Source organism: Nonlabens ponticola, assembly GCF_003966335.1.
In the GTDB taxonomy this organism is placed as follows: Bacteria; Bacteroidota; Bacteroidia; order Flavobacteriales; family Flavobacteriaceae; genus Nonlabens; species Nonlabens ponticola.
The window spans coordinates 1211761-1234506 of record NZ_CP034549.1 but is presented as its reverse complement, the minus strand read 5'-3'; the positions used below and the strand labels follow the sequence as shown (position 1 = coordinate 1234506).

The window sequence follows — 22746 nt, the reverse complement described above, 5'->3', positions numbered from 1 at the left end:
TGGTTTAAAATTAAGCCTTTAAAATAAGATTTGTAGAAACAAAAACGCCTGAGATATCTCAGGCGTTTTTGTCAGTTATACTAGGAACTAGATATTACTTCGTTTCCTTTTCTGGAATCGCTTTTCTTGGGCGATCCTTTGATTTTCTCAAGCTATCATACATGATAGGCGTTGCGATAAATACAGATGAGTATGTTCCCACAATAACACCTATGATCAAGGCAAACATGAAACCACGTATGCTCTCACCTCCAAAGGTGAAGATTGCTAGAAGTACGATCAAAGTAGTCAATGACGTGTTCAACGTTCGAGAGATCGTACTGCTTATCGCACCGTTCACTGTTCTTGCAAAATCCCAATTGGTTTTCTCTGCAATAAACTCACGTATTCTATCAAACACTACCACCGTATCATTCAAGGAGTAACCTATTACGGTCAAGATCGCTGCAATAAATGCCTGATCGATCTCCATGTTAAACGGTAAGAAGCTATAGGTAGCAGAGAATACTCCTAATACAATAATGACATCATGGAACACAGCTGCAACTGCACCCAATGAGAACTGCCATCTACGGAAACGCAATAAGATATAGAGGAATACTACAATCAGTGACCCGAAAATCGCGTATAGAGATCCTGTCAAGATATCATCAGCTATGGTAGGCCCAACCTGGAAGTTAGACATGATACCATATTCTTTATCCTCAATACTTACATCCACAAACTCTTCTTGAGTCATACCGTCTGGCAGAAACTGCTGTAGGTTGTTGTAAAGCTTAGTCTCAATCTCACTGCTTACCTCACTATCGTCCTGATCAATACCATATTTGGTACTAATAGCAAGTTGGTTCTCTGCACCATAGGTTTTGGCTTCTGCACTGCCAAAGACATCATCTGCACTCAAGATGCTAGTCACCTCGGTAGCATTCATTTCCTGATCAAAACGTACCGTATACTTACGACCACCAGTGAAATCAATACCAAGATTTAATTGCAAGGTCGCTAGTGAGATAAAACTTCCTATGATAAACACACCAGAAATCAAGTAAGCTGTCTTGCGCTTCTTCAAGAAGTCTATATCCACATTACGGAACCAGTTCTTAGTAACCGCAGTACTAAAGGCTAACGACTTACCATTCTTACCATAACCGTCAATAAATAGACGCGTGATAAAGATGGCCGTAAACAATGAAGTAAGAATACCGATCATCAAGGTTGTAGCAAATCCTTGGATAGGACCCGTACCAAAAATGTAAAGAATCGCTGCCGTCAAGAACGTCGTGATGTTTGCATCTAGAATAGAACTCAATGCGTTATTGAAACCGTCCTTGATACTATCGGCTTGTGATTTACCTTTGGCAAGTTCTTCACGTATGCGCTCAAAGATCAGTACGTTAGCATCTACCGATATACCTATCGTTAATACAATACCTGCAATTCCAGGCAATGTTAATACCGCTCCAAATGATGCCAACGCACCAAAAATGAACAAGATATTTACCAGCAAGGCAACATCTGCATACAAACCAGCGCGACCGTAGTAGAAGAACATCCACACAAGCACTAGTACCAAGGCAATGGCAAATGACCATAAACCACTATTGATTGCTTCTTGACCTAGTGATGGGCCAATAATCTCACTTTGAATAATTTCTGCTTTTGCAGGAAGTTTACCAGCTTTAAGTACCGTAGCAAGATCTTCAGCCTCAGCAACCGTAAAATTACCAGAGATTTGAGAGTTACCACCAGCGATAGGACCATCATTGATTCCAGGTGCGCTGTAAACCGTATTGTCAAGAACAACCGCTACTTGCGTTTGATTTTGGAACGCCTCAGTCGTCATTTCTTCCCAGATACGTGCGCCTTCTCCATTCATGGACATGTTCACGATCACATTACTATTCAAGTCGTATTCTTGTGACGCTGCAGTTATCACACCACCAGAAAGTGGCGCCTCGTTTTGCGCGTTACCACGTATGGCATATAGGTCAATCAATTCATAGCCCAACTTTTCATTAAGAATAGGACGGCCCCATGCAAAACGTACGTTGCGCTGCTCTGCACTCAAGTTGCCACGGGCTTGTGGATCATTCAAGAATCCTTCAACAATTTCCTGATCACTAGCTCTAAAGGTAGCGATGATAGGACCACCAGGATTTCCCTGTGCTAGTATACGGCCTATGATAGGACTTTGATTCAATCTGTCTTCATCAACCAGATCTTCATCCTCGTCAACATCCAGATTATCATCATTCAATAGACTCTCAATAGAGTTATCTTGTTCTATAACATCATCAGCATCGGCTTCAATTTCATCCTCTTGATCATCGACAGCTGTCTCATTTTCGGCAGTAAGTTTTTCTGCCCAGAAGTTGTTTGCTGCGACGAGGTAAGGAACCACATCCTGCGCGCGATACACGTGCCAGAATTCAAGCTTTGCAGTACTCACGAGTAGTTGCTTGATACGCTTTACATCCTTCTCACCTGGCAATTCGATAAGAATACGACCAGAATTTCCTAGCTGCTGGATATTAGGTTGAGTTGTACCAAATTTGTCGATACGCTTTCTCAATACATCAAAAGCACTCACCATGTACGACTGCAGTTCCTCACGTAGTATAGGTTCAACCTCATCATTTGTCATATCAAAATTGATACGACCTTCCATCTCTTGATTTGCAAAAATATCTGGTGATGCCAACTGCGCACCTTCAATGGCGTTGAACTCTTCAATGAAGTAGTCAAAGTAATCTTGCTGACCATCCTTGATGCGCTCATCTGCACGATCAAGCGCCGTACGGAAGTTCCCATCAGTCGATCCATCTGCCATTCCCACGAGAAGATCTCTTATAGAGATTTGGAGGATCACATTGATACCACCTTTAAGGTCAAGACCTTTCTTGAGCTCATCATCCTTTGCATCTGCATAGGTCGTGTAACCACCCCAAACTTCAAGGTTTGCCACACTGTCGAGGTATCTTTTTCTAGCGGCCTCAAATTGAGCACTCGCATCTGGCGCGGCCTCATCGACACTGCTATCTGCATAAGTTTCAGCCTCGTTTTCAACCTTGTTGGTGATAACGGTGTAGGTAAGTTGATAGATACTTACTACTGCAAAAATGATCGCAAAAAATCTGATCAGTCCTTTATTTTGCATTCTCTAAATCTTTAATTGTTGTTAAAATTTGAACGAGCAAATATAGGCTTTCATCGATCGCTAGACAATTAAAATTTTGCAGTCAATTTAACTGGTAATCAGCACCTTGTGAAATTGATGCGGTAGCTGGGTAATTCCGCTTTCGCGAAAGCGTAATCATTAACAAACCAGTCAACATAAAAAAGTAGCGGTATCACTTTACTGGCTCGTTGCACGCTAGCTCTTGAACGAGGTCACAAAGTAATGGGAAAATGATAAAGATTCCATCACACAAATAGCTTATTCTACTTGCTTATAAACTCAAAATTCTTGCCTTGTGCAGTGTAAATAGTGACTAGATCAAATGCCTTTCTGGATGGCTTATTGGGCTGGTCATGCAACAATGGTGACAGGCCATACACGTACATCTCATTTATAGAAAAACTGCGCTGCACATCATCAGGTATGGAATCCAGCAAATGTAATACTCCATAGTTTGCAGACTGTATTTTCTTCAAAAACTGGATAGCGTTTCTAGGATCGTCCTTTTTCTTAATCAGAACTAATGGTCCACGATAGGTTTTTCTATCATAATTATAGAAATGTCCTACTTTGATTTCTAGCTGCGTTAGGGTACCCAATTCACATTTATAAAAGCCATCGGCCGTCTGGCTGGCGTCCTTGCGATCCAATTTATAAGTAGTGTAGATGGACTCTGGACAAGCGGTAATAAGAAAACAGGTCATGGTGAGCAGCACTAATTTGAGTCGCGTCCATGACCTGTTTTGAATAATTGACATGATCTTTTCTAGATCAGTGCATTTGTTTTCTTGACACCTTCGGCACTTTCATGTAGATGGTTTTTCTCATCGTCCGACAGTTCAATCTCAACGATTTTCTCGATACCGTTTGCTCCTAGAATTACTGGCACACCTATACAAAGGTCTGACAATCCGTACTCGCCATCCAGCAATGCGCTACATGGGAAAATCTTTTTCTGGTCACAAGCAATTGCTTGTACCAATCCAGATACAGCCGCGCCAGGTGCGTACCATGCGCTGGTACCCAATAATTTGGTTAGCGTTGCGCCACCTACCTTAGTATCTTCTTTTACTTGGTTCAATCGCTCATCGCTCAAGAACTCTGAAGCTGGGACGCTGTTGCGTGTCGCCAGTCTGGTCAATGGCACCATACCTTTATCGCTGTGACCACCTATTACCATTCCATCAACGTCTGATATAGGAGCCTCGAGAGCTTCGGCAAGTCTGTATTTGAAACGTGCGCTGTCTAGTGCGCCGCCCATTCCTATGATACGTTCTTTAGGCAATCCAGTCTCTCTATGTGCTAGATAAGTCATGGTATCCATAGGATTTGATACGACGATTAGGATCACGTTGGGTGACTGTTCTACTATACTTTTTGAAACTGATTTTACAATGCCTGCGTTGATTCCTATCAATTCTTCACGCGTCATACCTGGCTTGCGCGGTATTCCTGATGTGATGACTGCGATGTGGGAATCTGCAGTTTTTGAATAATCATTTGTTACACCAGTAATTTTAGTATCAAAACCGTTTAATGATGCAGTTTGCATCAGATCCATAGCTTTACCTTCAGCAAAACCTTCCTTGATATCTAATAATACAACCTCGCTAGCAAAATTCTTGATCGCGATATATTCTGCACAGCTGGCACCTACTGCGCCTGCTCCTACTACGGTAACTTTCATAATGTGTTTTTAAATGTTTGAATTAAGTATACTACCTAGATAATTTGATTGCTCTAAGTATGTGTTAAAAATACGAATTCTATTAATGCTAGAATTTAAAGTTAAGCGCAGCGGTTGCCGTATCGTAGGCTCCCAACGTATAATCTGCACTTATTTCAAAAAAGCCTAAAGATAATTTAGTCCCAACTGTTCCTACAAGGCTGCTTACACTACTCTCGACTGATATAGGATCTACGAATGTTTGACTCAAAGTGAAACCAGAAAACGTGGTACTCGCTCTATATGTACCTAAAACATCAGTTTGAGTATTGCCAGTCACATAGTTGAGTCCACCATAAAAATTGAGCACTTTATAATCAGTACCCACTATGGCAGAGAATACATAACTGTTAGTATCAGACTCTAATCGTTGATTAGTTCCTTCAATCAAGTCTCCATCTTCAAAATCATACAACGCATCAATACGTGTATATGCTGCTAGTACGGAGAATTCTAGTGGCAATTTATCTTCTGGATCTAGGACTTCACTCAACTGCCATTGCAGTCCACCACCTAATAATTGAATACGAGCCTCATCTACCTCGATCTCTGGTGTGTATCTTACCTTGGCTTCAAGTCCAAAGCCTAGACCAACGCCAGCTTGTAAAAAAGCAGACGGAACCAAGTCTAAACCTGCATTTCCCAAACCTTGTGCTAGTTGTATCTCAAATTCTTCTTCTACACCAAAAAGATCTAGTTGTGTATTCACTACTAAAAACTCGTCTGGATCGTTAGTTCCTAGTGCTGTTGCAACTCGACGTGGTCTTTGAGTACCGTCTTGAAAAGTGACGGTTACGTCAGCACCAAAAATATTGCGCTCATCATAAGATTCCTGAATTAGTGCCTCGTATTGCGCAGGATCTAATACAAATGATCTCTCTTCATCTGGCGAGAATGTACCGTTGGCTCTTATTTGCACTTTGAATTTCCATTGATCAAGTGCTCGGGAGTCATTATACCAACCTGCAGCTTGATTATAGGTAAACGCTTCTGCAGCTGGCGTAATATAGGATTCGGTATAAAGCGTTGCTGCTCCAACTCCAGCGGCGAGCACGTCAGTAATACCATTTTGGGCAGTTGCGATTAGTGCAGTGACACTTAATATGAAGGTGAGCAGTACTTTTTTCATAGTAGTAATATAAAGATGTTTCTCACAAGTATAGAACTAAAAAATCCCGATGCAACGGTGTCACATCGGGATTATAATAGTTTTAACCTGAACAGTATTAGGCGTCTATGTTTGCATAAATAGCATTTTTCTCAATAAACTCACGTCTAGGTGGCACTTCATCACCCATCAACATAGAGAATACACGATCAGCTTCTGGTAGGCTGTCAATCGTTATTTGACGCAGTGTTCTAAATTCAGGATTCATGGTGGTATCCCATAATTGGTCTGCATTCATCTCGCCTAGTCCCTTGTAGCGCTGGATATTTGCACCACCGCCAAATTCCTCCGCAATCTCATCGCGTTCTTTATCACTCCATGCATAACGCTTCTTAGCGCCTTTTTTCACTAGGTACAATGGCGGCGTTGCAATGTAGATGTAACCATTTTCTACAAGCTCGCGCATGTATCTGAAAAAGAAGGTAAGTATTAGCGTCGCAATGTGAGAACCGTCAATATCTGCATCACACATGATGACTACCTTGTGATAGCGCAGTTTCTCAAGATTCAGCGCTTTAGAATCATCTTCGGTTCCAATAGTGACACCCAATGCGGTAAATATGTTGCGTATTTCCTCATTTTCAAAAACCTTGTGCTGCATGGCTTTCTCCACATTCAAGATCTTACCACGCAATGGTAAAATTGCTTGAAACTCACGGTCACGACCTTGTTTCGCCGTTCCACCAGCCGAGTCACCCTCGACAAGGAATACTTCACATTTCTCTGGATCAGTTTCAGAACAGTCAGAAAGTTTTCCTGGTAGTCCACCACCACTCATCACGGTTTTACGCTGTACCATCTCGCGTGCCTTACGGGCTGCGTGACGTGCTTGTGCGGCAAGGATTACTTTTTGCACAATAGTTTTCGCATCATTGGGATGCTCCTCAAGATAATCTTCTAGCATGGTAGATACCGCTTGAGAAACCGCGCTGGTTACCTCGCGATTACCTAGTTTGGTTTTGGTCTGTCCTTCAAATTGCGGCTCCTGCACTTTTACAGATACAATAGCTGTAAGACCTTCACGGAAATCATCACCTTGAATATCAAACTTCAACTTATCCAACAATCCAGAATTATCTGCATATTTTTTAAGTGTAGTAGTCAACCCGCGACGGAAACCACTTAAATGTGTTCCACCTTCATGCGTATTGATGTTGTTTACATACGAGTGCAAATTCTCTGAGTAGCTATCGTTATAGATCATGGCTACCTCAACCGGAATACCATTCTTCTCACCTTCCATGGAAATCACATCCTCAATAATTGGATGACGCGTATCATCTAGAAAACGTATAAATTCTTTCAGTCCTTCTTCTGACTGAAAAACTTCCTCTATAATATTGCCGTTCTCATCCTTGACGCGTCGATCTATAAGAACGATCTTGATTCCCTTATTAAGAAAAGCAAGCTCACGCAACCTATTGGCTAGCGTTACATAGTTATATTCTGTAGTTTGTTGGAAGATTGAGCGGTCAGGTAAGAACGTTACCATCGTACCTCGTTTATCTGTATCGCCTACGGCTTTTACTGGATACATGGCTTTGCCACGTTCATATTCTTGCTCCCATATTTTACCATCACGATAAACGGTAGCCTTCAAATGGTCTGAGAGTGCATTCACACAACTTACACCAACACCGTGCAGTCCACCAGAAACCTTGTAAGAATCTTTATCAAACTTACCACCAGCACCAATTTTGGTCATTACAACCTGCAATGCAGACACGCCTTCCTTCTTGTGAATATCAACAGGAATACCACGACCATCATCAGTCACTGTGATACTGTTATCCTCGTTGATGATGACCTCTATATTGTCGCAATAACCAGCAAGGGCCTCATCGATAGAATTATCGACAACCTCATACACTAGGTGGTGCAAACCACGAGTTCCTACATCACCTATATACATTGACGGGCGCATGCGCACATGCTCCATTCCTTCCAGCGCTTGTATTTGATCGGCGCCGTAATTTTTCTTGTTTTCTTCACTCATAAAATCAGTGTGATTATTTACTATAATTGGGTACTAAACAAATATAACGAAACGTTAGTGTTTACAGGGATTTGCCCTGCATTTTGACCTCTAAGTTATTAACATACTATTAATAAGGACACAGTGATTAACATCATTAATTTGAATAGAACTTTTACATCATGAAAAACACTATCATTCTGCTCATTATCGCGCTAGTTTCTGGTCTATCCACAGGTCAAGATCTCAAATTCTCAGGCCTTGATAAAAGCCCGCTGGATGTCGTGATTTATCGTGGTGAAGATCGTGCTGCTATCGCTCGTGTCATTTATAGCCGACCGTCAAAAAATGATCGTGAAGTATTTGGCAAACTGGTTCCTTACAACCAAGTCTGGAGAACCGGTGCCAATGAAGCCACCGAGATCACCTTTTACAAACCAGTAAAAATTGCTGATCAAGAAGTACCAGCAGGAACTTACAGCATCTATACTATTCCTGGCGAGGAAAATTGGCAGCTCATTCTCAATAAGCAAACCACACAATGGGGTACTAATTACAATGAGGAGCTCAACTTACTGCAGGTTCCTATGGACGTCATGCCAGCGCCAGAAACGATTGAATCCTTCTCCATCTCGTTTGTAGATGAGATTGATGGTGGTAGATTATTCTTAGGTTGGGACAATGTCATCGCCAGCATCCACATGGATGTAGAGTCTGATTAAGGTATGTTTAAGTACTTGTGCGTTTGTAGCGACACGCGCCACTCAGGATTTTCCATAACAAAATCTGTGATCAACGGGATCATCTTTTCTTGCACAGACCATTCTGGCTGCAGGAATAGCTGGCAGTTTGATGAGACTTTTTGGGATTCCGCTTTCGCGAAAGCTAAATCATGCTTATTGTAAACAATCACCTTGAGCTCGTGTGCTTCTTTATAGATCTCTGGAAGTGGCATCTTGATTTTTTTAGGAGATAGGCAAATCCAGTCCCAAGTTCCTGTCAATGGATAGGCACCGCTGGTCTCAATGTGAACCTGTAGATTGCGATCCTTGAGCGCGCTTGTAAGTGGTTGCATGTTCCACGTGAGCGGCTCACCACCAGTAATCACGATCGTGTTGCTATAAGATGCCGCGTGATCCACGATACTTTTGATATCAGTTGGTGGATGCGTGTCTGGGTTCCAGCTTTCCTTAACATCACACCAGTGGCAACCTACATCACAACCGCCTACCCGTATAAAATAGGCAGCCGTTCCCGTATGAAATCCTTCACCTTGAATGGTGTAGAATTCTTCCATGAGCGGCAGCATGGTTCCTTGATCAACTTGCTCTTTAATTTGTGCATCCATAAGCGCGGCAAAATTAATCTTTTACAACCTAATCGACTAGTATCTAGTAGGCGTTCCCGTGAGAACTTAAAAATCCTATTTTTGCTTGATCCTTAATACCAGATTCATGGCAAATAAAGAAGATTTCAAGCAACACATACTTGACGGCTACAAGCACAAAGGTGAGTCTATCATCATGGGCGCAGCCATGCTGGATGGCGAAACGATAACTGGCGTCCATGTCAAGATACCACTCAAGACCATGAATAGACATGGACTTATTGCTGGTGCTACTGGAACAGGAAAGACAAAAACCCTACAAATCATAGCCGAGCAGCTATCGCAACATGGCGTACCTAGTTTGCTCATGGATATAAAAGGTGACTTATCAGGGATTGCCGCGCCTAGTCCAGGACATGCTAAGATTGATGAGCGTCACGAGAAAATTGATCTAGAATTTAAGAAGCGAGCGAGCCCAACGGAGATCATGACCATCTCGCATCAAGATGGTGTGCGCATGAGAGCTACGGTAAGCGAATTTGGCCCAGTACTATTATCACGTATACTGGATGTGACCGTGACCCAAGCTGGAATAATTAGTGTGATCTTCAAATACTGTGACGATAACAAATTACCGCTGCTGGATCTTGAGGATTTAAAGAAAGTACTGCGATATGCCACCAATGAAGGCAAGGCAGAATTTCAAGAAGAATATGGTCGTGTTTCCACCTCATCTACTGGTGCAATCTTGAGAAAAATCATTGAGCTGGAGCAGCAAGGCGCTGACATATTTTTTGGCGAGCGCAGTTTTGATGTCAAAGATCTTGTGCGCAAGGACAAGAATGGTGATGGTTATGTCAACGTCATCAGGCTTACCGATATCCAGGACAGACCTAAACTGTTCTCAACCTTTATGCTGAGCTTGTTAGCAGAGATTTACTCTACATTTCCAGAGCAAGGTGATGCAGACAGACCAGAGCTGGTATTATTTATTGACGAGGCACACTTGATCTTTGACAACGCCAGCAAGGCATTGCTCAATCAAATCGAGAGCATTGTAAAATTGATACGTTCCAAAGGAATAGGCCTATACTTTGTCACTCAAAATCCTACTGATATTCCGGAAGGTGTCTTGAGTCAGTTAGGTCTTAAAGTACAACACGCCTTGCGTGCCTTTACTGCCAAGGATCGCAAAGCCATCAAACTCACCGCACAAAATTACCCGCTTACTCCTTATTATGATACTGCAGATGTGTTGACATCGCTAGGTATCGGTGAAGCTTTCATATCTGCACTAGACGAGAAAGGTCGTCCTAGCCCACTGGCAGCCACCTTGCTGCGTGCACCAGAAAGTCGCATGGATGTCTTGACAGATCGGGAATTGTCAGACCTCATCGCAGATTCTGAATTAACTGATAAATACAACGAGGTCATCAATCGCGAGAGCGCAGAAGAACTACTCCAGGAAAAAATTGAAAAAGCCCATGAGGAAGAAATAAAGGAAAAGGCCAAAAAAGAACGTGTAAAGCCCAAAACCACTACCAGACGCAAAAGCACTAGACAAAACCCGATTATCAAAGTATTGACCAGCGCTACTTTTATAAGAGGCGTGATGGGAATTCTGGGTAAGGCGCTTAAATAAACCTTGACTTAAATTCCTAGTCTTAAACCAGCATTGTAATTTTGCTCATCTTAAAAATTATTATGAAAAAAGTACTGATTTTATTAGCCGTTGTAATTTTTGCCAGTTGTGCAGATGAACAAGATCCATTTGAATGGAGCAAGGACCGCATAGGCGGTCTTACTAAAGATATTCAAGTGCGCCAACTAGACAGCGTTTTTGCAAACGACAGCATTGTAAGAAGCGTTGCTGGTGATGAGTTTGTAAATGGTCCCAACGCGATTGAGATCTATGAAAAAGGTGGTGTGCACCTACTTACCTTGACGCCCTATGAGGCGATGGACAGCACCTCGACCATTGAGAATGTACGAGTACGTGATAATCGTTACACGACTGAAAAAGGCATCACGATCGATAGTAATTTCAAACAAATAAGCGAGGCTTACAATGTGAGCAGTATTGACAACATGATCAATAGCGCCGCGGTATGGATCAATGACGAGAATTTTTACTTCACCATTGATAAGGATCAGTTACCGGCAGATGTCAAGTACGATATAAGCGCAGCCATTGAAAAAAGCATGGTGCCAGATACGGCAACACCGCAATATGTTTTTATAAGTTGGTAACATGCCCGACGCAAAATCCATTGTAAACAAAGCCATACCTAGATTGTATGGCTTTTATTTTAATGCGTTGAGTTTGCTTTCGCGAAAGCGTGGTGCCGCTCTCGCTCTTAAGGTCTTTAGCGTGCCCAGAAAAGGTCGACTGAGTAAGCTGCAAGAATCTTATCTGGATACTGCACGCAAACAAAAAATTGCTTTTGAAGATGGCCTTATCCAACTGTATCACTGGAAAGGCGATGGCGACACTATTTTATTGTTTCACGGTTGGGAATCAAACGCCTGGCGCTGGAAATATCTTATAGAGCCGTTACAGGAAAAAGGGTACAACATCATTGCTATTGACGCACCTGCTCATGGCGCCAGCGATGGCGAGCAATTTACAGCAGTAAAATACTCAAAGGTCATCACCACTGTGATAGAATTATACGAGCCGCAAATCGTGATTGCCCATAGTGTTGGCGCCATGGCAACCGTATATCAAGAATCACAGCATCAACATAAGTTTATTAATAAGCTCGTCTTGTTGGGTAGTCCCAACAGGCTTGAGGTGATTTTTAAAGGATACCAGCAACTAGTTGGTTTTAACAGCAAGGTCTATCAGGAATTGGATAACTTACTCAAGAGCCTGTATGGTTTTCATATTGAGGAGTTTGAGACAGCGACCTTTGCTCGAGATATTAAAACGCCTGCATTGCTCATCCACAGTCCTGCTGATGTTATCGTTCCCATAGACAGCCTGCAACCCATTGCAGAAGCCCTTGAGAACAGCGAGACTTTTGTATCTGAAACTGGTGGTCACAGCCTACACACACCTGAAGTTGTCTCGCGAATCATCGCATTTCTCGAGAATTGAAAAATCTTTAACGACTAGCCGTTCTCATTAGGTTACTTTTAAAACAAAAAGATGGGACGACCTAGCATTAAGAATGAAGACCAATACGAGGCTTTAAGAGATCAGGGATATTCCAAAGAAAAGGCCGCACGCATTGCCAACACTAAAAATAGCGGAAAAAAAGGTGGTAAGGCCAGCACTTATGAAGAGCGCACCAAGGAAGAACTCTATGAGCAGGCGAAAAAGATAGGTATAGACGGCCGCTCAAAAATGAGCAAGTCAGAATTAATTGAAGCACTGCGCAACCACTAGTATGAAAAACAAGATAGCACCAGATATTATAAGACAGGCATTTATCATTCTCGTATTGGTAGGTGCAGCCGTTATGATCACCTGGCAAATGTTTCCATATATGGGTGGTGTACTCGCTGGCATTACACTGTACGTTATTTTAGTTCCCTTACAGCGTAAGTTAGAAAAATTGAAATGGCGACCATCCATTGCAGCTGTGACTCTGATAATATCATCTATAATAGGAATTCTTATACCTATTGCTGGATTGGGATTGTTATTTTATTCTAGAATTAAAAAAGCCCTCAATAATACCAGCGAGATTACCAATCAAATCCAGTCGCAAATAAACAAAGTTGAAGAATATATAGGTTATGAGATAGGGCCATCCATTGACAGCGATCAAATAAAGAGCACCTTGTCATCATTAGTAAGTGGTGTCGCAAGTTCTGGACTCAATATTTTTATTGCATTAGGTATCATGATTTTTATCATCTACTACATGCTGGTAGAACGAGAAACATGGCAAAATGCAAGTATGACCTATCTACCCCTAAAAAAAGAAAACATACAAGCACTAGGCGACGATTGTATTGCTCTTGTGAAATCAAACGCGCTGGGAATTCCACTCGTGGCTATCATGCAAGGTGTGGTCGCACTGATAGGGTATTTGATTTTTGGTGTTGAGAATGCCTTCTTTTGGTTCGGTATTACTACTATAGGTAGTATGATACCCTTTGTAGGTACAGCGCTAGGAATACTTCCTGTTTTCCTATTGCTCATGGCGCAAGGCGATACACAAGGCGCGATAGGTATATTGATTTATGGTACCGTGGTTGTTGGCTCCACAGACAATGTATTCCGATTGATTGTTCAAAAACGCCTGGCAGATATTCATCCTATGGTCACCTTGATTGGTGTTATTGTAGGTGTACCTTTATTTGGGTTTCTGGGTTTGATTTTTGGCCCATTGCTAGTGAGTTTATTTCTACTGCTAGTGCAGATTTACAAAAAGGAATATGGGAAGCGTGGAGAAACCATTTGACATCGATTCAATTATCAAAATAGAACTTTCGCCCATAGATTCTAAATCTTATTTAAATTTTTGATTATCCAATTTTTGATCAATGAATTTGATGATTGACTTGGCAGGACGCTCTGTCAAACCTTCTGTTAGCACCTTCGTGTAAGCAATTTGGTTTGTGAGAATATTGATAAACATGGGATGTTCTAACTTAGCTTTTACCACTTTTGGATCTACAAGATAAGTGGAGTCGATTACAAAATTTTGTATGAGATAGGGCTCAATAGTAGTATTTACAAGGTTTTTATGACCATCTGCAACCTCATCAAATAATCCGTAATTGGCTTCGTAGTAAGCAACAATGGAACCTCGTAAGCTATCGTTTTTAATCAAATTCAAGTTGCCGCTAGACTTTAAACTCACATATTCCGAGTTAAATTTTAAATGAGCATAATAAGAAGTAGCCTTTAATCTCAAGGAATCTAGATTGTCTGTTTTATCATGGTACAGCACATCTTTCAAGTAATCACTATTTTTAATTAAATCTTTTTGCTGGAATAAAAAAACAGCAACATCACTTTTCAAGTCATTTTGGATACGCTGTAAGGCGACAATCTCCTTTTCGCTATTTTGCTTTTTCTCTTTCCACTCAGTCAATTGGAATGCGATAAAAATTCCAATGACTACAACTACAATTTCACTTAGAAAATAAAGAATATTCTTAGCGATTTTTCTTTTGAAAAAGAATCCCATGATTTTTGTTTAAATGATTAGACCAATATAGCAATAAGCAGTACGGAACTATGATTTAAGCATCAAAGCATTTTAATTAATAGTGACGCCTTAGCAGGACAGTTAAAATAAGATTACTAAGGACAAGCAAGTAAATCAATAAGTTTATATTTGAAATATTCATTTTCAAAATGAAAATATGGCATCAATTTGTATGCATTTTTATAAAATATAATCAATGAGTAAAACGATAAAACTTCAAGATAAAATTGACGAAACCTACATTGAACAGCGCAAATTGTTCATTTGGGGAATGGTGGATGACAAGACTGCAAGACATTGTGTAGATCGCTTGCTTTACCTAGATTCTTTGAGTAATGATGAGATCACATTTGTGATCAACAGTCCTGGCGGTTATGTGACTTCTGGATTTTCCATCTATGATACCATGCAAGAAATTGCAAGTCCCGTAAGCACCGTATGTAGCGGTCTTGCGGCAAGTATGGGTAGTTTATTATTGTCTGGTGGTCAGAAAGGGAAGCGCCATATTCAAAAGCACGGTCGTGTAATGATTCACCAGCCTAGTGGTGGTGCTCGTGGTGTAGGAACAGACCTTGAGATATCAGCTAACGAGATCTTGAAAACAAGAGAGTTACTAGCCAAAATCTATGAGAAGAACTGTGACCAGCCATTTGATAAGATCATGAAAGACTTTAACCGTGATTACTGGATGGGCGCAGATGAAGCTCTAGAATACGGTATAGTTGACGCAATCGTATAATTTACCAACATGAAACTCACTCCATTTCACCTCGCTATTCCAGTAAGGGAAATCACCACGACTAGAGTATTCTACCGTGATACATTGGGTATGAAAGAAGGTCGCAGCAGTGATCATTGGGTAGATTTTGACTTTTTTGGTCACCAATTGGTGATACACATTTCAGACAACATTGCGCCTGAGGCCGTGAATGCAGTAGATGGAAAGGCAGTGCCAGTACCACACTTTGGTGTTGTTCTAGAGTGGGAAGATTTTCACGCTTTCGCGAAAGCGTTACAAGAAAAAAACATACAATTTATCATAGAACCTTACATACGATTTGAAGGCCAGCCAGGCGAGCAGGCCACCATGTTTTTCAAAGATCCTAGCGGTAATGCCCTAGAGTTCAAGTCGTTCAAGGATTTTAATCAAATATTTGCCTCATGAGTTGGAAAGAATTTTTAATGCCAGATGAAGAGTATGCCATGGAAGCTACTGAAGAAACATCAGTTGCAGATGTGGATCGTGCGATGACTAAGGAGAGCGCTCTTTCCCGCATTTTCAAAGGTGTAAAAATGTTGAAGCGATATACCAAAATCTATGACATCATGTTGCTCATGGTAAAGGATTACCGCAAGGGCGCTTATACTCAGGTTCCTTGGTTTACCATTGCGGCAATTGCGGCGGCTTTTCTCTATATCGTAAGCCCTTTTGACCTCATACCTGACTTTATTCCAGGTCTAGGTTTTCTAGACGACATGACATTCTTGACCATCGTGACTGGCTGGATCGATACTGATCTACACAAGTACATGGACTGGAAACTTGATAACGAGCATCCAGAAATCGAGGAAGCAGATTATGAAGAAGTAGGCTGATAAACCTGCTCGCCATTTATATAAGTTGCCTTCACTTTTAGATTAGGTACTTCATCAATAGGCATGGTAATTAGATCTTTGTCTAGGATCATGAAGTCTGCAGCCTTGCCTTTTTCTAGGCTTCCTTTTTCATCTTCTTCAAAGTTTGAATAGGCTGCCCAAATGGTCATACCTTTAAGCGTTTCTTCTCTAGAAAGTGCTTGATCTGCCATGAAACCATCTTCCGGGAAACCGCTAGTATCCTTACGCGCTGTTGACGCATAAAACGTCAAGAATGGATTTACCTGTTCTACGGGATAATCAGTTCCCAACGCAACCATACCAGATTGTTCCATGAGCTTCTTGAAAGCATAGGCACCTTGCATACGCTCTTCTCCTATTCTATCTTCTGCCCAGTACATGTCACTGGTTGCGTGAGTAGGCTGAACACTTGGCAAAATGCGATCACTGTCAAAGTATTCAAAATCTTCTGGCGTGACGATTTGTGCGTGTTCAACTCTCCATCGTCTATCAGGCATGTCGTTGAGTAATTCTCGGTAGGTTTTTAAAACCACAGTATTCGCACTATCACCTATGGCGTGTGTGTTCATCTGGTAATCAGATCGTGCAATTCTTTCGGCCGTTTCTTTGAACGTTTCTGGACTGCTCAATAAAGCACCGTAATGATTATCCCTATCGCTGTAAGGTTCTCTCATGGCCGCACCACGACTACCCAAAGCGCCATCACCGTAAAATTTGACACTGCGCACATTCAATCGATCTGTCTTAACGATACCTTTTTCATCTAAGTAGTGATCTAGATTCTCAGGTGTATTGCTAATCATTGCATAAACCTTCATCTTGAGGTCACCTGCCTGTTGCAGGCTGTCGATGAGCTCAATGACATTGCGATCAAGTCCAGCATCATCAACTGTGGTGATACCGTATTTGAAGTTTTCTTTTTGTGCAGCAAGTAAGGCATTGATTTGATCCTCACGAGTTTCTTCTGGGTACACAGCAGTGACCATATCCATAGGATTGTCCACTAGGATACCTGTGAGTTTGCCGTCCTTCTTTTCTATATCGCCACCTTCTACCACGGTATTCTCATCGATACCAGCCAGCTTAAGAGCTGCATCATTAACAATCATCGCGTGACCATCGATGCGTGTTAGCGCTACAGGAATGTCAGGATAGATCAACGATATCTCATAATTGTTAGGAAACTCTTTGTTTTCCCAATCGTTTTGATCCCAACCGCGACCTATGATAAAGTCCACGCCGGTGCGGTCATGAAACTCTGCAATGCGGTTGAGGACTTCTTGGTAGCTCTTTGTACCTGTGAGATCTACGCGGCGCGTTTGTTGTCCCAATCTATAAAAATGACAGTGTGCATCAATCAAACCTGGATAAACAAATTGTCCCTTTAAATCTACTTTCTCATTTGCTGAGAGAGAATCCAACTCTTCATTACCTATGGCATAGATTTTTCCGTCTTTAACAGCCATGGCCGTTGCGGTAGAAAATTCATTATCTACCGTGTAGATAGTGGCGTTGGTATAAATGGTATCAACATCGTTAGTTTGCTCTGGATCGTTGTTGCAGCCAGCTAAGATTGCAGCCAGCGCGATAAGGGTTAGTTTTTTCATGGCTTAAAAATAACTAAAATGCCTCTTGTCTCACTGCTTATAGAATTTGATTTTACTATTCGTAAAATAGAGAAGTCTTTGGGTTGTTACGCTTTCGCGAAAGCGTAACTAACTTAAAAATCAAACTTATAAACGGCACCACCCATAATCTGTAGATCCTGCACTGGGTAATCGAGGTAGTATTCATAGTTGCCGCCTGTCAAATTATTGGCTCGCAAGAACAGCGACAATCGCGGATTGAGCTTGTAGTTGGCATCTAGATTAAGGTCGACAAATGAGTCCAGCGTCTCCACGCCTGTACCAAATCGATACACCTCGCGATCACCTACAAAGTAAACTGTCGTTCCTAGATCTAGCTTATCATTAACCTGGAAAGTTCCTACAACATCTGCAGTGAAGTCTGGTAGTTGTGAGGCTACGTTCTCAAAGGATTCACCGTTTGAAACATCATAATTCATACTCTGCGCGCTGAAGGTGAGGTTGAACTGTGAGTTCACATCGACACTCAAGGAACCGCCCAACAGCGTGGTACTCAAATCACCATATTGCGTGTAGAATACATTACCATATTCATAGGCTTCTGCATTCAAGGGTACGTATTGACCTATATCTTTTGTGTAGAAAGCGCGGTCGTTTTCCTTTCTATATCCTGCATATATTTTGTAGCCCAGGTTGTTGGTAATTCTACCTTTCAAACCAATTTTTGAATCCAGTTGTCTATCTGTAGGAATGATGTCTATGGCTGGTGCCAGGAATACATTTTGATCTGCAAATTGTTGCAGGCTGTTGATATCAAGTCCACCTAAAATCTGCGCAAAGGCGATCACGTTCTCATCTAATAATTTGTAGCTCGCGTTGATATCTGGATAGATATGTAATTGCCCATCGCTGTTTTCTATGTCTGATAGATAGTTGACTTTGGCACCAAGTTCAATTTTATATAAATCATCATAGATATTTATTCTCGGATTTGCCGTCGTGCTGAAATACGCATAATCACTCTGTGCAGCGATCAAACCTTGCTGATCAAATGAACCCGTTAAATAATCCAATTCTACGCCTAGATCGACTTCAGTTTCTTGTACGTCAACTGTAAATTTTGAACCTATAGTCGCTCGCGCCTCGGCAGCTTCTTGACCGCTGGTAAGTCCTGTTATTTTTAAATTGAGTTCGCTAAAAATGCTTTCCTTAAAATCTATGTTACCGCCTATACCATAAGATAAATAGTTAGTATTGACATCAATGTCATCAGGATCATTGACAGCCAGCGCAGCATTAAAAGGATCAAAAACACCGTACAAATTTGCCGATTGATATCTGGCACCACCCGTAATACTCCAACTTATATCGCGTGATCTAACACCATAGGATAAGTCAAGTGCCGTGTCTAAAAAGCCGTCATCTAGGACTACCTCATCAATACCGCCAAGAGATGAGTTGTGATTGAGGTAAATCCCAAAATCGCTGTCTCGATCAATCTCCACATTACCAGAAAACTCTGCCAAGATATTGCCGTAGTTACCAAGACCTAGTCGAGCATAGTTATCAAAATATTGCGGCCTTTTGGTAGGTTTAAGTCTTGACAGTTTTCCTTTGGCAGGTGTAAAGGTAGAAGCCACAGGAACCGAAAAAATACTATAGGTAACTGCTTTTTTCTCAATGCGAGTCGTATCATTAAGTTGCGGTACGCTCTTTACCTTAAACGCATCGCTCACTGATGGATCATAAGCCTTGACTACTGTGATGCTACCACCATTCAATCGATCTTCTTCCTTATCCTGTGCGGTAACCGTTAAGGCAGCTACAAAAATGGCACTTGCAATTATATATTTGATATTCATCTAGTTCTAGTTATTTGATGGTGCAATGGAAGAATTAGTTTTTGATTGTACCGCCTTGATACGGTTCAACTCTTGGCGTGCGTTGCTTACCACATCTGGATACTGTGGGAAGTTGTCGATCACACCTTGCAACAAGGTCACAGCATTAAGTGTTTGACCTGTTGCATCATAACTTTGTGCCATGACCACTAAACCTCGCGCACTCCATAATTTATAGCTACCGTAGTTTTTAGAAAGCCCTTGAATGGTATTGATTGCCTTTTCATGATCACCTGCTCTATTCTCAAAGAAGCCTTTGTAAAAAGTAGCCTCGGCAGCGAGTGCGCCGCTGGCGGTTCTCAATACATCTTGATAAGCAGATCGAGCTCGATCCATATCGTTTTCCTTGAAAGCAGATCTTGCGATAATCACATAGGCATCTGCCTTGACAGCATCATCAGTTCCTGCATTTGACAATACTTTATTTGCATAATTGATGGCCTTGTTGAACTGTCCAGTCTCGTAGTAGGCTTTCATCAAGTTTGATCTTGCATAATCCACGTTTTGTGGAAAATCTGCGATGCTTTCCAGTTTGATTAGGATAGGTATCGCTTTCGCGTAAGCGGAACCACGATCAGCACCACTGCTTACTGCATCATTGAGCAATATCTCGCCCAATCGTGCCAGCGATGGCTCCAGATACTCACTTTGATCACGTTGTGCCACATACTGGTAGTGAGGAATGCTGGTCTGCTTATCGCCAGCCGTGAAGTATGCCTGTGCTAGATTGAAATGCGCCTGCAAAGCATATTTACCGTTAGGAAATTGCTTAAGATAGCTGTTGAAACCTCTTATCGCTGCGCTGTTTTTGCCTTGTAAAAAAGCCTGTTCTGCACTTTCATAGGCTGTATCGTCCAGCTCAGAATCTGTGACATCGATGAAGTCTAGTGATCGCACCCATGAAGCATACTCGTCTGTTCTACCTTGATCGATATACACCAATCGTGCGCTGCTCACTGCCTCAACAGCTTGTGGTGTGCCTGGATATCTACTGGCAACACTTTTAAAAACCGTGAGCGCTTCATTCAAGTTACCATCATTGTACAACTGCAATCCCTTGCGCATCATGGCTTGTGAAGTGTAACTACTGTTAGGGAATTCCTGAATCAATCGATCATATGTACTCAAACCGTTTGCTACACGATCATTATTGATGTAGGTGTTCCCTAATTCATATAACACATCATCTCGATAAGGTGATGATGGATAATTGTTTAAGAAATCGTTGAGCGTCTCAATCTTGCTGTCTGCTCGATTAACAAAACCATAGGATAATGCCTTTTGAAAACTTGCGTAATCAGATCTGGTCGCGCCGCCTTGAATGGCTTTATTATAGGCCTCCATGGCTGGCCAGTATTGTTTTGACACAAAGTTTGCATCGCCTATCCTCATGTAGGCATCATTGACACGCACCGCGTCATCGCCATTGCCCGTTGCAAAACGTTCAAAAGAGCTGATGCTCTGCGAGTAGTTCTTGAGTTTGAAGTGCGTGTAGCCTAGATCATAGTTGAGCAAGTCGTCCTCGCCAATAGATGCATTGATCTTTTGAGCTGCATTAAAGGCATCCAGCGCGTCGCGGTAATTATTGAGCTGATAAAAACTTTCGGCTTTCCAAAATCTTGCTTTTTTGAGCAAGTCTTTTTGTTTCAGGTATTTAATAGACTTGTCAAGATTATCGATAGCTTCTTGATAGTTACCAGCGGTAAATAAATTAAGCCCATTGTATAAAGCTACCTTACCATAGACATTCTCATTGCCCTTGATACGGCCATCTTCCATAAGTTCCAGCGCTTCTGCATAATTCTTTGAGGTGAAATAAGAATCAATTAGCAGTTCATTCATTTCAGCCATGTTGCCGGCATCAGGATAATTCTCAACATAATCAAGGATTACGGCAGGAACGCTGTCGTATGGATTGCCGTTCTCATAGCTCAGTTTTGCATAATTGTACAGCGCATCTTCAGTAATTTGATCATCGTAGTCCAGCTCGCTTGCTCGTTTGAAAGCATTGAGCGCGTCCTCGCTGCGATCCAATTTGATATAGCTTTGCCCTAGATGGTAGTAGGCATTTTGTGCCGTTGCATTCTCGCCGTCGATGATCTTATTGAAGGTAGCCACCGCATTTTCAAAATCGTCTAGCTTGTAATAAGTGTAACCTAACTGGTAGTAATCATTGTTGTTCCACTTGCCTCGCGTGCCGCGATATTCCTGCAAATAAGGTAAGGCTGCAGCATAATCGCCTTTATTAAAAAGAGATTGCCCGATGATGCGGTTGAGCTGCGATTGCTCTTGACGATTAGATTTAGGCAACTGCTCTTGCGCCAACCGTATCGCCTCGTCAAAACGTCCTAGTTTGTAATTGAGATCTGCTTGATAATAAGACAGCTTTGCATCTGTTTCAGGTGCTTCCTCGACCTCATTGAACAACTCTTCTGCTTGCTCTAGATCGTCGCCTTCATAAGCGATGTAGCCTAGGTAATATTTGGCCTGCCAGCCATATTCCGGGTCGTCACTTACACGGTTCAAGTACGGCTTTGCCTCGTCAAACTTCTTGCTTTGTACTAGCGTGTATCCAGTGTTAAAGGCATATTTGTTTTTTTGCTTTCGCGAAAGCGTGCTCTCATCAACCTTCTCATAATACAACGCCGCCTGGCGATAGTTACCGTTTTCAAAGTAGTAGTCTGCCACGTCGATGTAGGCGCTGTTGCGCTTTGTACTGGTAGGAAATTCCTCTACAAATTCCTCAACCTGATCATTTGCATTGCGCTGGTTAAGTCTCACGGCACAGTTTGCCGCATAGTAGGCTGCATTACCCTTGATCGTCTCATCGCTGGACTGCTCACGCACCTGCTGGAACAATCGCTGGGCCGTGATGTATTGATCTTCCTGGTATAAATCCAGCGCTTGATTATAGGTGGCGAGATTATCGGTATAGATTTTTGACTGCTGTGCGTGACCTAGATGCAGGCATCCCATCGTCATTAAAGCAACTATCAATTTTTTCATGTGTGCGTCGTTTGCAAGTAGGTAAAATTAAAATCCTACATGTGACTAACGCAGGATTTGCACATTAATTATAAGCGAGGTTATTCACAGCTTT

The 22746-nt window shown here is 41.9% G+C and carries 19 protein-coding genes; 9 read left to right on the top strand and 10 right to left on the bottom strand.

Annotated elements, in window-relative coordinates; translation table 11 throughout:
- Window positions 1–94 precede the first annotated feature (94 nt).
- The 5 genes from secDF to gyrB form a co-directional block, all read right to left on the bottom strand.
- Window positions 95–3157 (bottom strand): protein translocase subunit SecDF, encoded by a 3063-nt coding sequence (gene secDF / locus EJ995_RS05475; protein WP_126446419.1) that lies wholly within the window; start codon window positions 3155–3157, stop codon window positions 95–97.
- 284 nt (window positions 3158–3441) lie between these two features.
- Window positions 3442–3936, bottom strand: coding sequence for a hypothetical protein (locus tag EJ995_RS05470; protein WP_126446417.1), 495 nt, complete (start codon window positions 3934–3936; stop codon window positions 3442–3444).
- An 8-nt stretch (window positions 3937–3944) separates the two neighbouring features.
- On the bottom strand, window positions 3945–4865 hold the full coding sequence (gene mdh / locus EJ995_RS05465) for a malate dehydrogenase (protein WP_126446415.1): 921 nt from the start codon (window positions 4863–4865) through the stop codon (window positions 3945–3947).
- Between the two features lie 88 nt (window positions 4866–4953).
- Entirely contained in the window at window positions 4954–6033 is a 1080-nt protein-coding gene (locus EJ995_RS05460; protein WP_126446413.1) for a DUF6588 family protein, read from the bottom strand.
- 97 nt (window positions 6034–6130) lie between these two features.
- Window positions 6131–8068 (bottom strand): DNA topoisomerase (ATP-hydrolyzing) subunit B, encoded by a 1938-nt coding sequence (gene gyrB / locus EJ995_RS05455; protein ID WP_126446411.1) that lies wholly within the window; start codon window positions 8066–8068, stop codon window positions 6131–6133.
- A 161-nt stretch (window positions 8069–8229) separates the two neighbouring features.
- Here gyrB and EJ995_RS05450 point away from each other — a divergent pair, with 161 nt between their 5' ends.
- A complete protein-coding gene (locus EJ995_RS05450; protein WP_126446409.1) occupies window positions 8230–8769 on the top strand; it encodes a DUF2911 domain-containing protein in 540 nt (179 codons plus the stop codon).
- Here the strand turns inward: EJ995_RS05450 and EJ995_RS05445 are convergent.
- Window positions 8766–9395 (bottom strand): 7-carboxy-7-deazaguanine synthase QueE, encoded by a 630-nt coding sequence (locus tag EJ995_RS05445; RefSeq protein ID WP_126446407.1) that lies wholly within the window; start codon window positions 9393–9395, stop codon window positions 8766–8768. The genes EJ995_RS05450 and EJ995_RS05445 overlap by 4 nt on opposite strands.
- A 106-nt stretch (window positions 9396–9501) precedes the next feature.
- On the opposite strand from EJ995_RS05445, the gene EJ995_RS05440 reads away from it, so the two are divergent.
- The 5 genes from EJ995_RS05440 to EJ995_RS05420 all read left to right on the top strand — a co-directional run bounded on the left by EJ995_RS05440 (window position 9502) and on the right by EJ995_RS05420 (window position 13789).
- Window positions 9502–11016 (top strand): helicase HerA-like domain-containing protein, encoded by a 1515-nt coding sequence (locus tag EJ995_RS05440; protein ID WP_126446405.1) that lies wholly within the window; start codon window positions 9502–9504, stop codon window positions 11014–11016.
- A 62-nt stretch (window positions 11017–11078) separates the two neighbouring features.
- On the top strand, window positions 11079–11624 hold the full coding sequence (locus EJ995_RS05435; RefSeq protein ID WP_126446403.1) for a hypothetical protein: 546 nt from the start codon (window positions 11079–11081) through the stop codon (window positions 11622–11624).
- Window position 11625: 1 nt separating this feature from the next.
- Window positions 11626–12474 carry an alpha/beta hydrolase gene (locus tag EJ995_RS05430; protein WP_241234697.1) on the top strand — a complete coding sequence of 283 codons (849 nt, stop codon included), beginning with the start codon at window positions 11626–11628 and terminating at the stop codon, window positions 12472–12474.
- A gap of 51 nt (window positions 12475–12525) precedes the next feature.
- The gene (locus EJ995_RS05425) at window positions 12526–12765 is read left to right on the top strand and encodes a DUF7218 family protein (RefSeq protein WP_126446401.1); all 240 of its coding nucleotides are present in this window, start codon (window positions 12526–12528) and stop codon (window positions 12763–12765) included.
- Window position 12766: 1 nt separating this feature from the next.
- Window positions 12767–13789 carry an AI-2E family transporter gene (locus EJ995_RS05420; protein ID WP_126446399.1) on the top strand — a complete coding sequence of 341 codons (1023 nt, stop codon included), beginning with the start codon at window positions 12767–12769 and terminating at the stop codon, window positions 13787–13789.
- A 48-nt stretch (window positions 13790–13837) separates the two neighbouring features.
- On the opposite strand, the gene EJ995_RS05415 is transcribed toward EJ995_RS05420, so the two are convergent.
- Window positions 13838–14521: a DUF6090 family protein gene (locus EJ995_RS05415; protein ID WP_126446397.1), complete on the bottom strand. Its 684-nt coding sequence runs from the start codon at window positions 14519–14521 to the stop codon at window positions 13838–13840.
- Window positions 14522–14738: 217 nt separating this feature from the next.
- Between EJ995_RS05415 and EJ995_RS05410 the strand changes: the two genes are divergently transcribed.
- The 3 genes from EJ995_RS05410 to EJ995_RS05400 are packed head-to-tail and all read left to right on the top strand — an operon-like array spanning window position 14739 to window position 16138.
- The gene (locus tag EJ995_RS05410; protein WP_126446395.1) at window positions 14739–15281 is read left to right on the top strand and encodes a ClpP family protease; all 543 of its coding nucleotides are present in this window, start codon (window positions 14739–14741) and stop codon (window positions 15279–15281) included.
- 9 nt (window positions 15282–15290) lie between these two features.
- A complete protein-coding gene (locus EJ995_RS05405; RefSeq protein ID WP_126446393.1) occupies window positions 15291–15707 on the top strand; it encodes a VOC family protein in 417 nt (138 codons plus the stop codon).
- Window positions 15704–16138: a YkvA family protein gene (locus EJ995_RS05400; RefSeq protein ID WP_126446391.1), complete on the top strand. Its 435-nt coding sequence runs from the start codon at window positions 15704–15706 to the stop codon at window positions 16136–16138. Before EJ995_RS05405 ends, EJ995_RS05400 begins: the two co-directional genes overlap by 4 nt.
- Here EJ995_RS05400 and EJ995_RS05395 read toward each other — a convergent pair.
- From EJ995_RS05395 to EJ995_RS05385, 3 genes are all read right to left on the bottom strand, one after another.
- Complete coding sequence (locus tag EJ995_RS05395; RefSeq protein ID WP_126446389.1) at window positions 16120–17766, bottom strand: amidohydrolase; 1647 nt, start codon at window positions 17764–17766, stop codon at window positions 16120–16122. The genes EJ995_RS05400 and EJ995_RS05395 overlap by 19 nt on opposite strands.
- Window positions 17767–17879: 113 nt before the next feature.
- Complete coding sequence (locus tag EJ995_RS05390; protein WP_126446387.1) at window positions 17880–19607, bottom strand: TonB-dependent receptor; 1728 nt, start codon at window positions 19605–19607, stop codon at window positions 17880–17882.
- Between the two features lie 6 nt (window positions 19608–19613).
- Window positions 19614–22652, bottom strand: coding sequence for a tetratricopeptide repeat protein (locus tag EJ995_RS05385; RefSeq protein ID WP_126446385.1), 3039 nt, complete (start codon window positions 22650–22652; stop codon window positions 19614–19616).
- Window positions 22653–22746 lie beyond the last annotated feature (94 nt).

Coding starts and splice junctions, on each gene's coding strand:
- EJ995_RS05460 (WP_126446413.1), bottom strand. CDS start 6,033: ATGAAAAAAGTACTGCTCACCTTCATATTAAGTGTCACTGCACTAATC.
- EJ995_RS05395 (WP_126446389.1), bottom strand. CDS start 17,766: ATGAAAAAACTAACCCTTATCGCGCTGGCTGCAATCTTAGCTGGCTGC.
- EJ995_RS05470 (WP_126446417.1), bottom strand. CDS start 3,936: ATGTCAATTATTCAAAACAGGTCATGGACGCGACTCAAATTAGTGCTG.
- EJ995_RS05385 (WP_126446385.1), bottom strand. CDS start 22,652: ATGAAAAAATTGATAGTTGCTTTAATGACGATGGGATGCCTGCATCTA.
- EJ995_RS05445 (WP_126446407.1), bottom strand. CDS start 9,395: ATGGATGCACAAATTAAAGAGCAAGTTGATCAAGGAACCATGCTGCCG.
- EJ995_RS05410 (WP_126446395.1), top strand. CDS start 14,739: ATGAGTAAAACGATAAAACTTCAAGATAAAATTGACGAAACCTACATT.
- EJ995_RS05440 (WP_126446405.1), top strand. CDS start 9,502: ATGGCAAATAAAGAAGATTTCAAGCAACACATACTTGACGGCTACAAG.
- EJ995_RS05405 (WP_126446393.1), top strand. CDS start 15,291: ATGAAACTCACTCCATTTCACCTCGCTATTCCAGTAAGGGAAATCACC.
- gyrB (WP_126446411.1), bottom strand. CDS start 8,068: ATGAGTGAAGAAAACAAGAAAAATTACGGCGCCGATCAAATACAAGCG.
- EJ995_RS05415 (WP_126446397.1), bottom strand. CDS start 14,521: ATGGGATTCTTTTTCAAAAGAAAAATCGCTAAGAATATTCTTTATTTT.
- EJ995_RS05400 (WP_126446391.1), top strand. CDS start 15,704: ATGAGTTGGAAAGAATTTTTAATGCCAGATGAAGAGTATGCCATGGAA.
- mdh (WP_126446415.1), bottom strand. CDS start 4,865: ATGAAAGTTACCGTAGTAGGAGCAGGCGCAGTAGGTGCCAGCTGTGCA.
- EJ995_RS05430 (WP_241234697.1), top strand. CDS start 11,626: ATGCCCGACGCAAAATCCATTGTAAACAAAGCCATACCTAGATTGTAT.
- secDF (WP_126446419.1), bottom strand. CDS start 3,157: ATGCAAAATAAAGGACTGATCAGATTTTTTGCGATCATTTTTGCAGTA.
- EJ995_RS05450 (WP_126446409.1), top strand. CDS start 8,230: ATGAAAAACACTATCATTCTGCTCATTATCGCGCTAGTTTCTGGTCTA.
- EJ995_RS05420 (WP_126446399.1), top strand. CDS start 12,767: ATGAAAAACAAGATAGCACCAGATATTATAAGACAGGCATTTATCATT.
- EJ995_RS05390 (WP_126446387.1), bottom strand. CDS start 19,607: ATGAATATCAAATATATAATTGCAAGTGCCATTTTTGTAGCTGCCTTA.
- EJ995_RS05425 (WP_126446401.1), top strand. CDS start 12,526: ATGGGACGACCTAGCATTAAGAATGAAGACCAATACGAGGCTTTAAGA.
- EJ995_RS05435 (WP_126446403.1), top strand. CDS start 11,079: ATGAAAAAAGTACTGATTTTATTAGCCGTTGTAATTTTTGCCAGTTGT.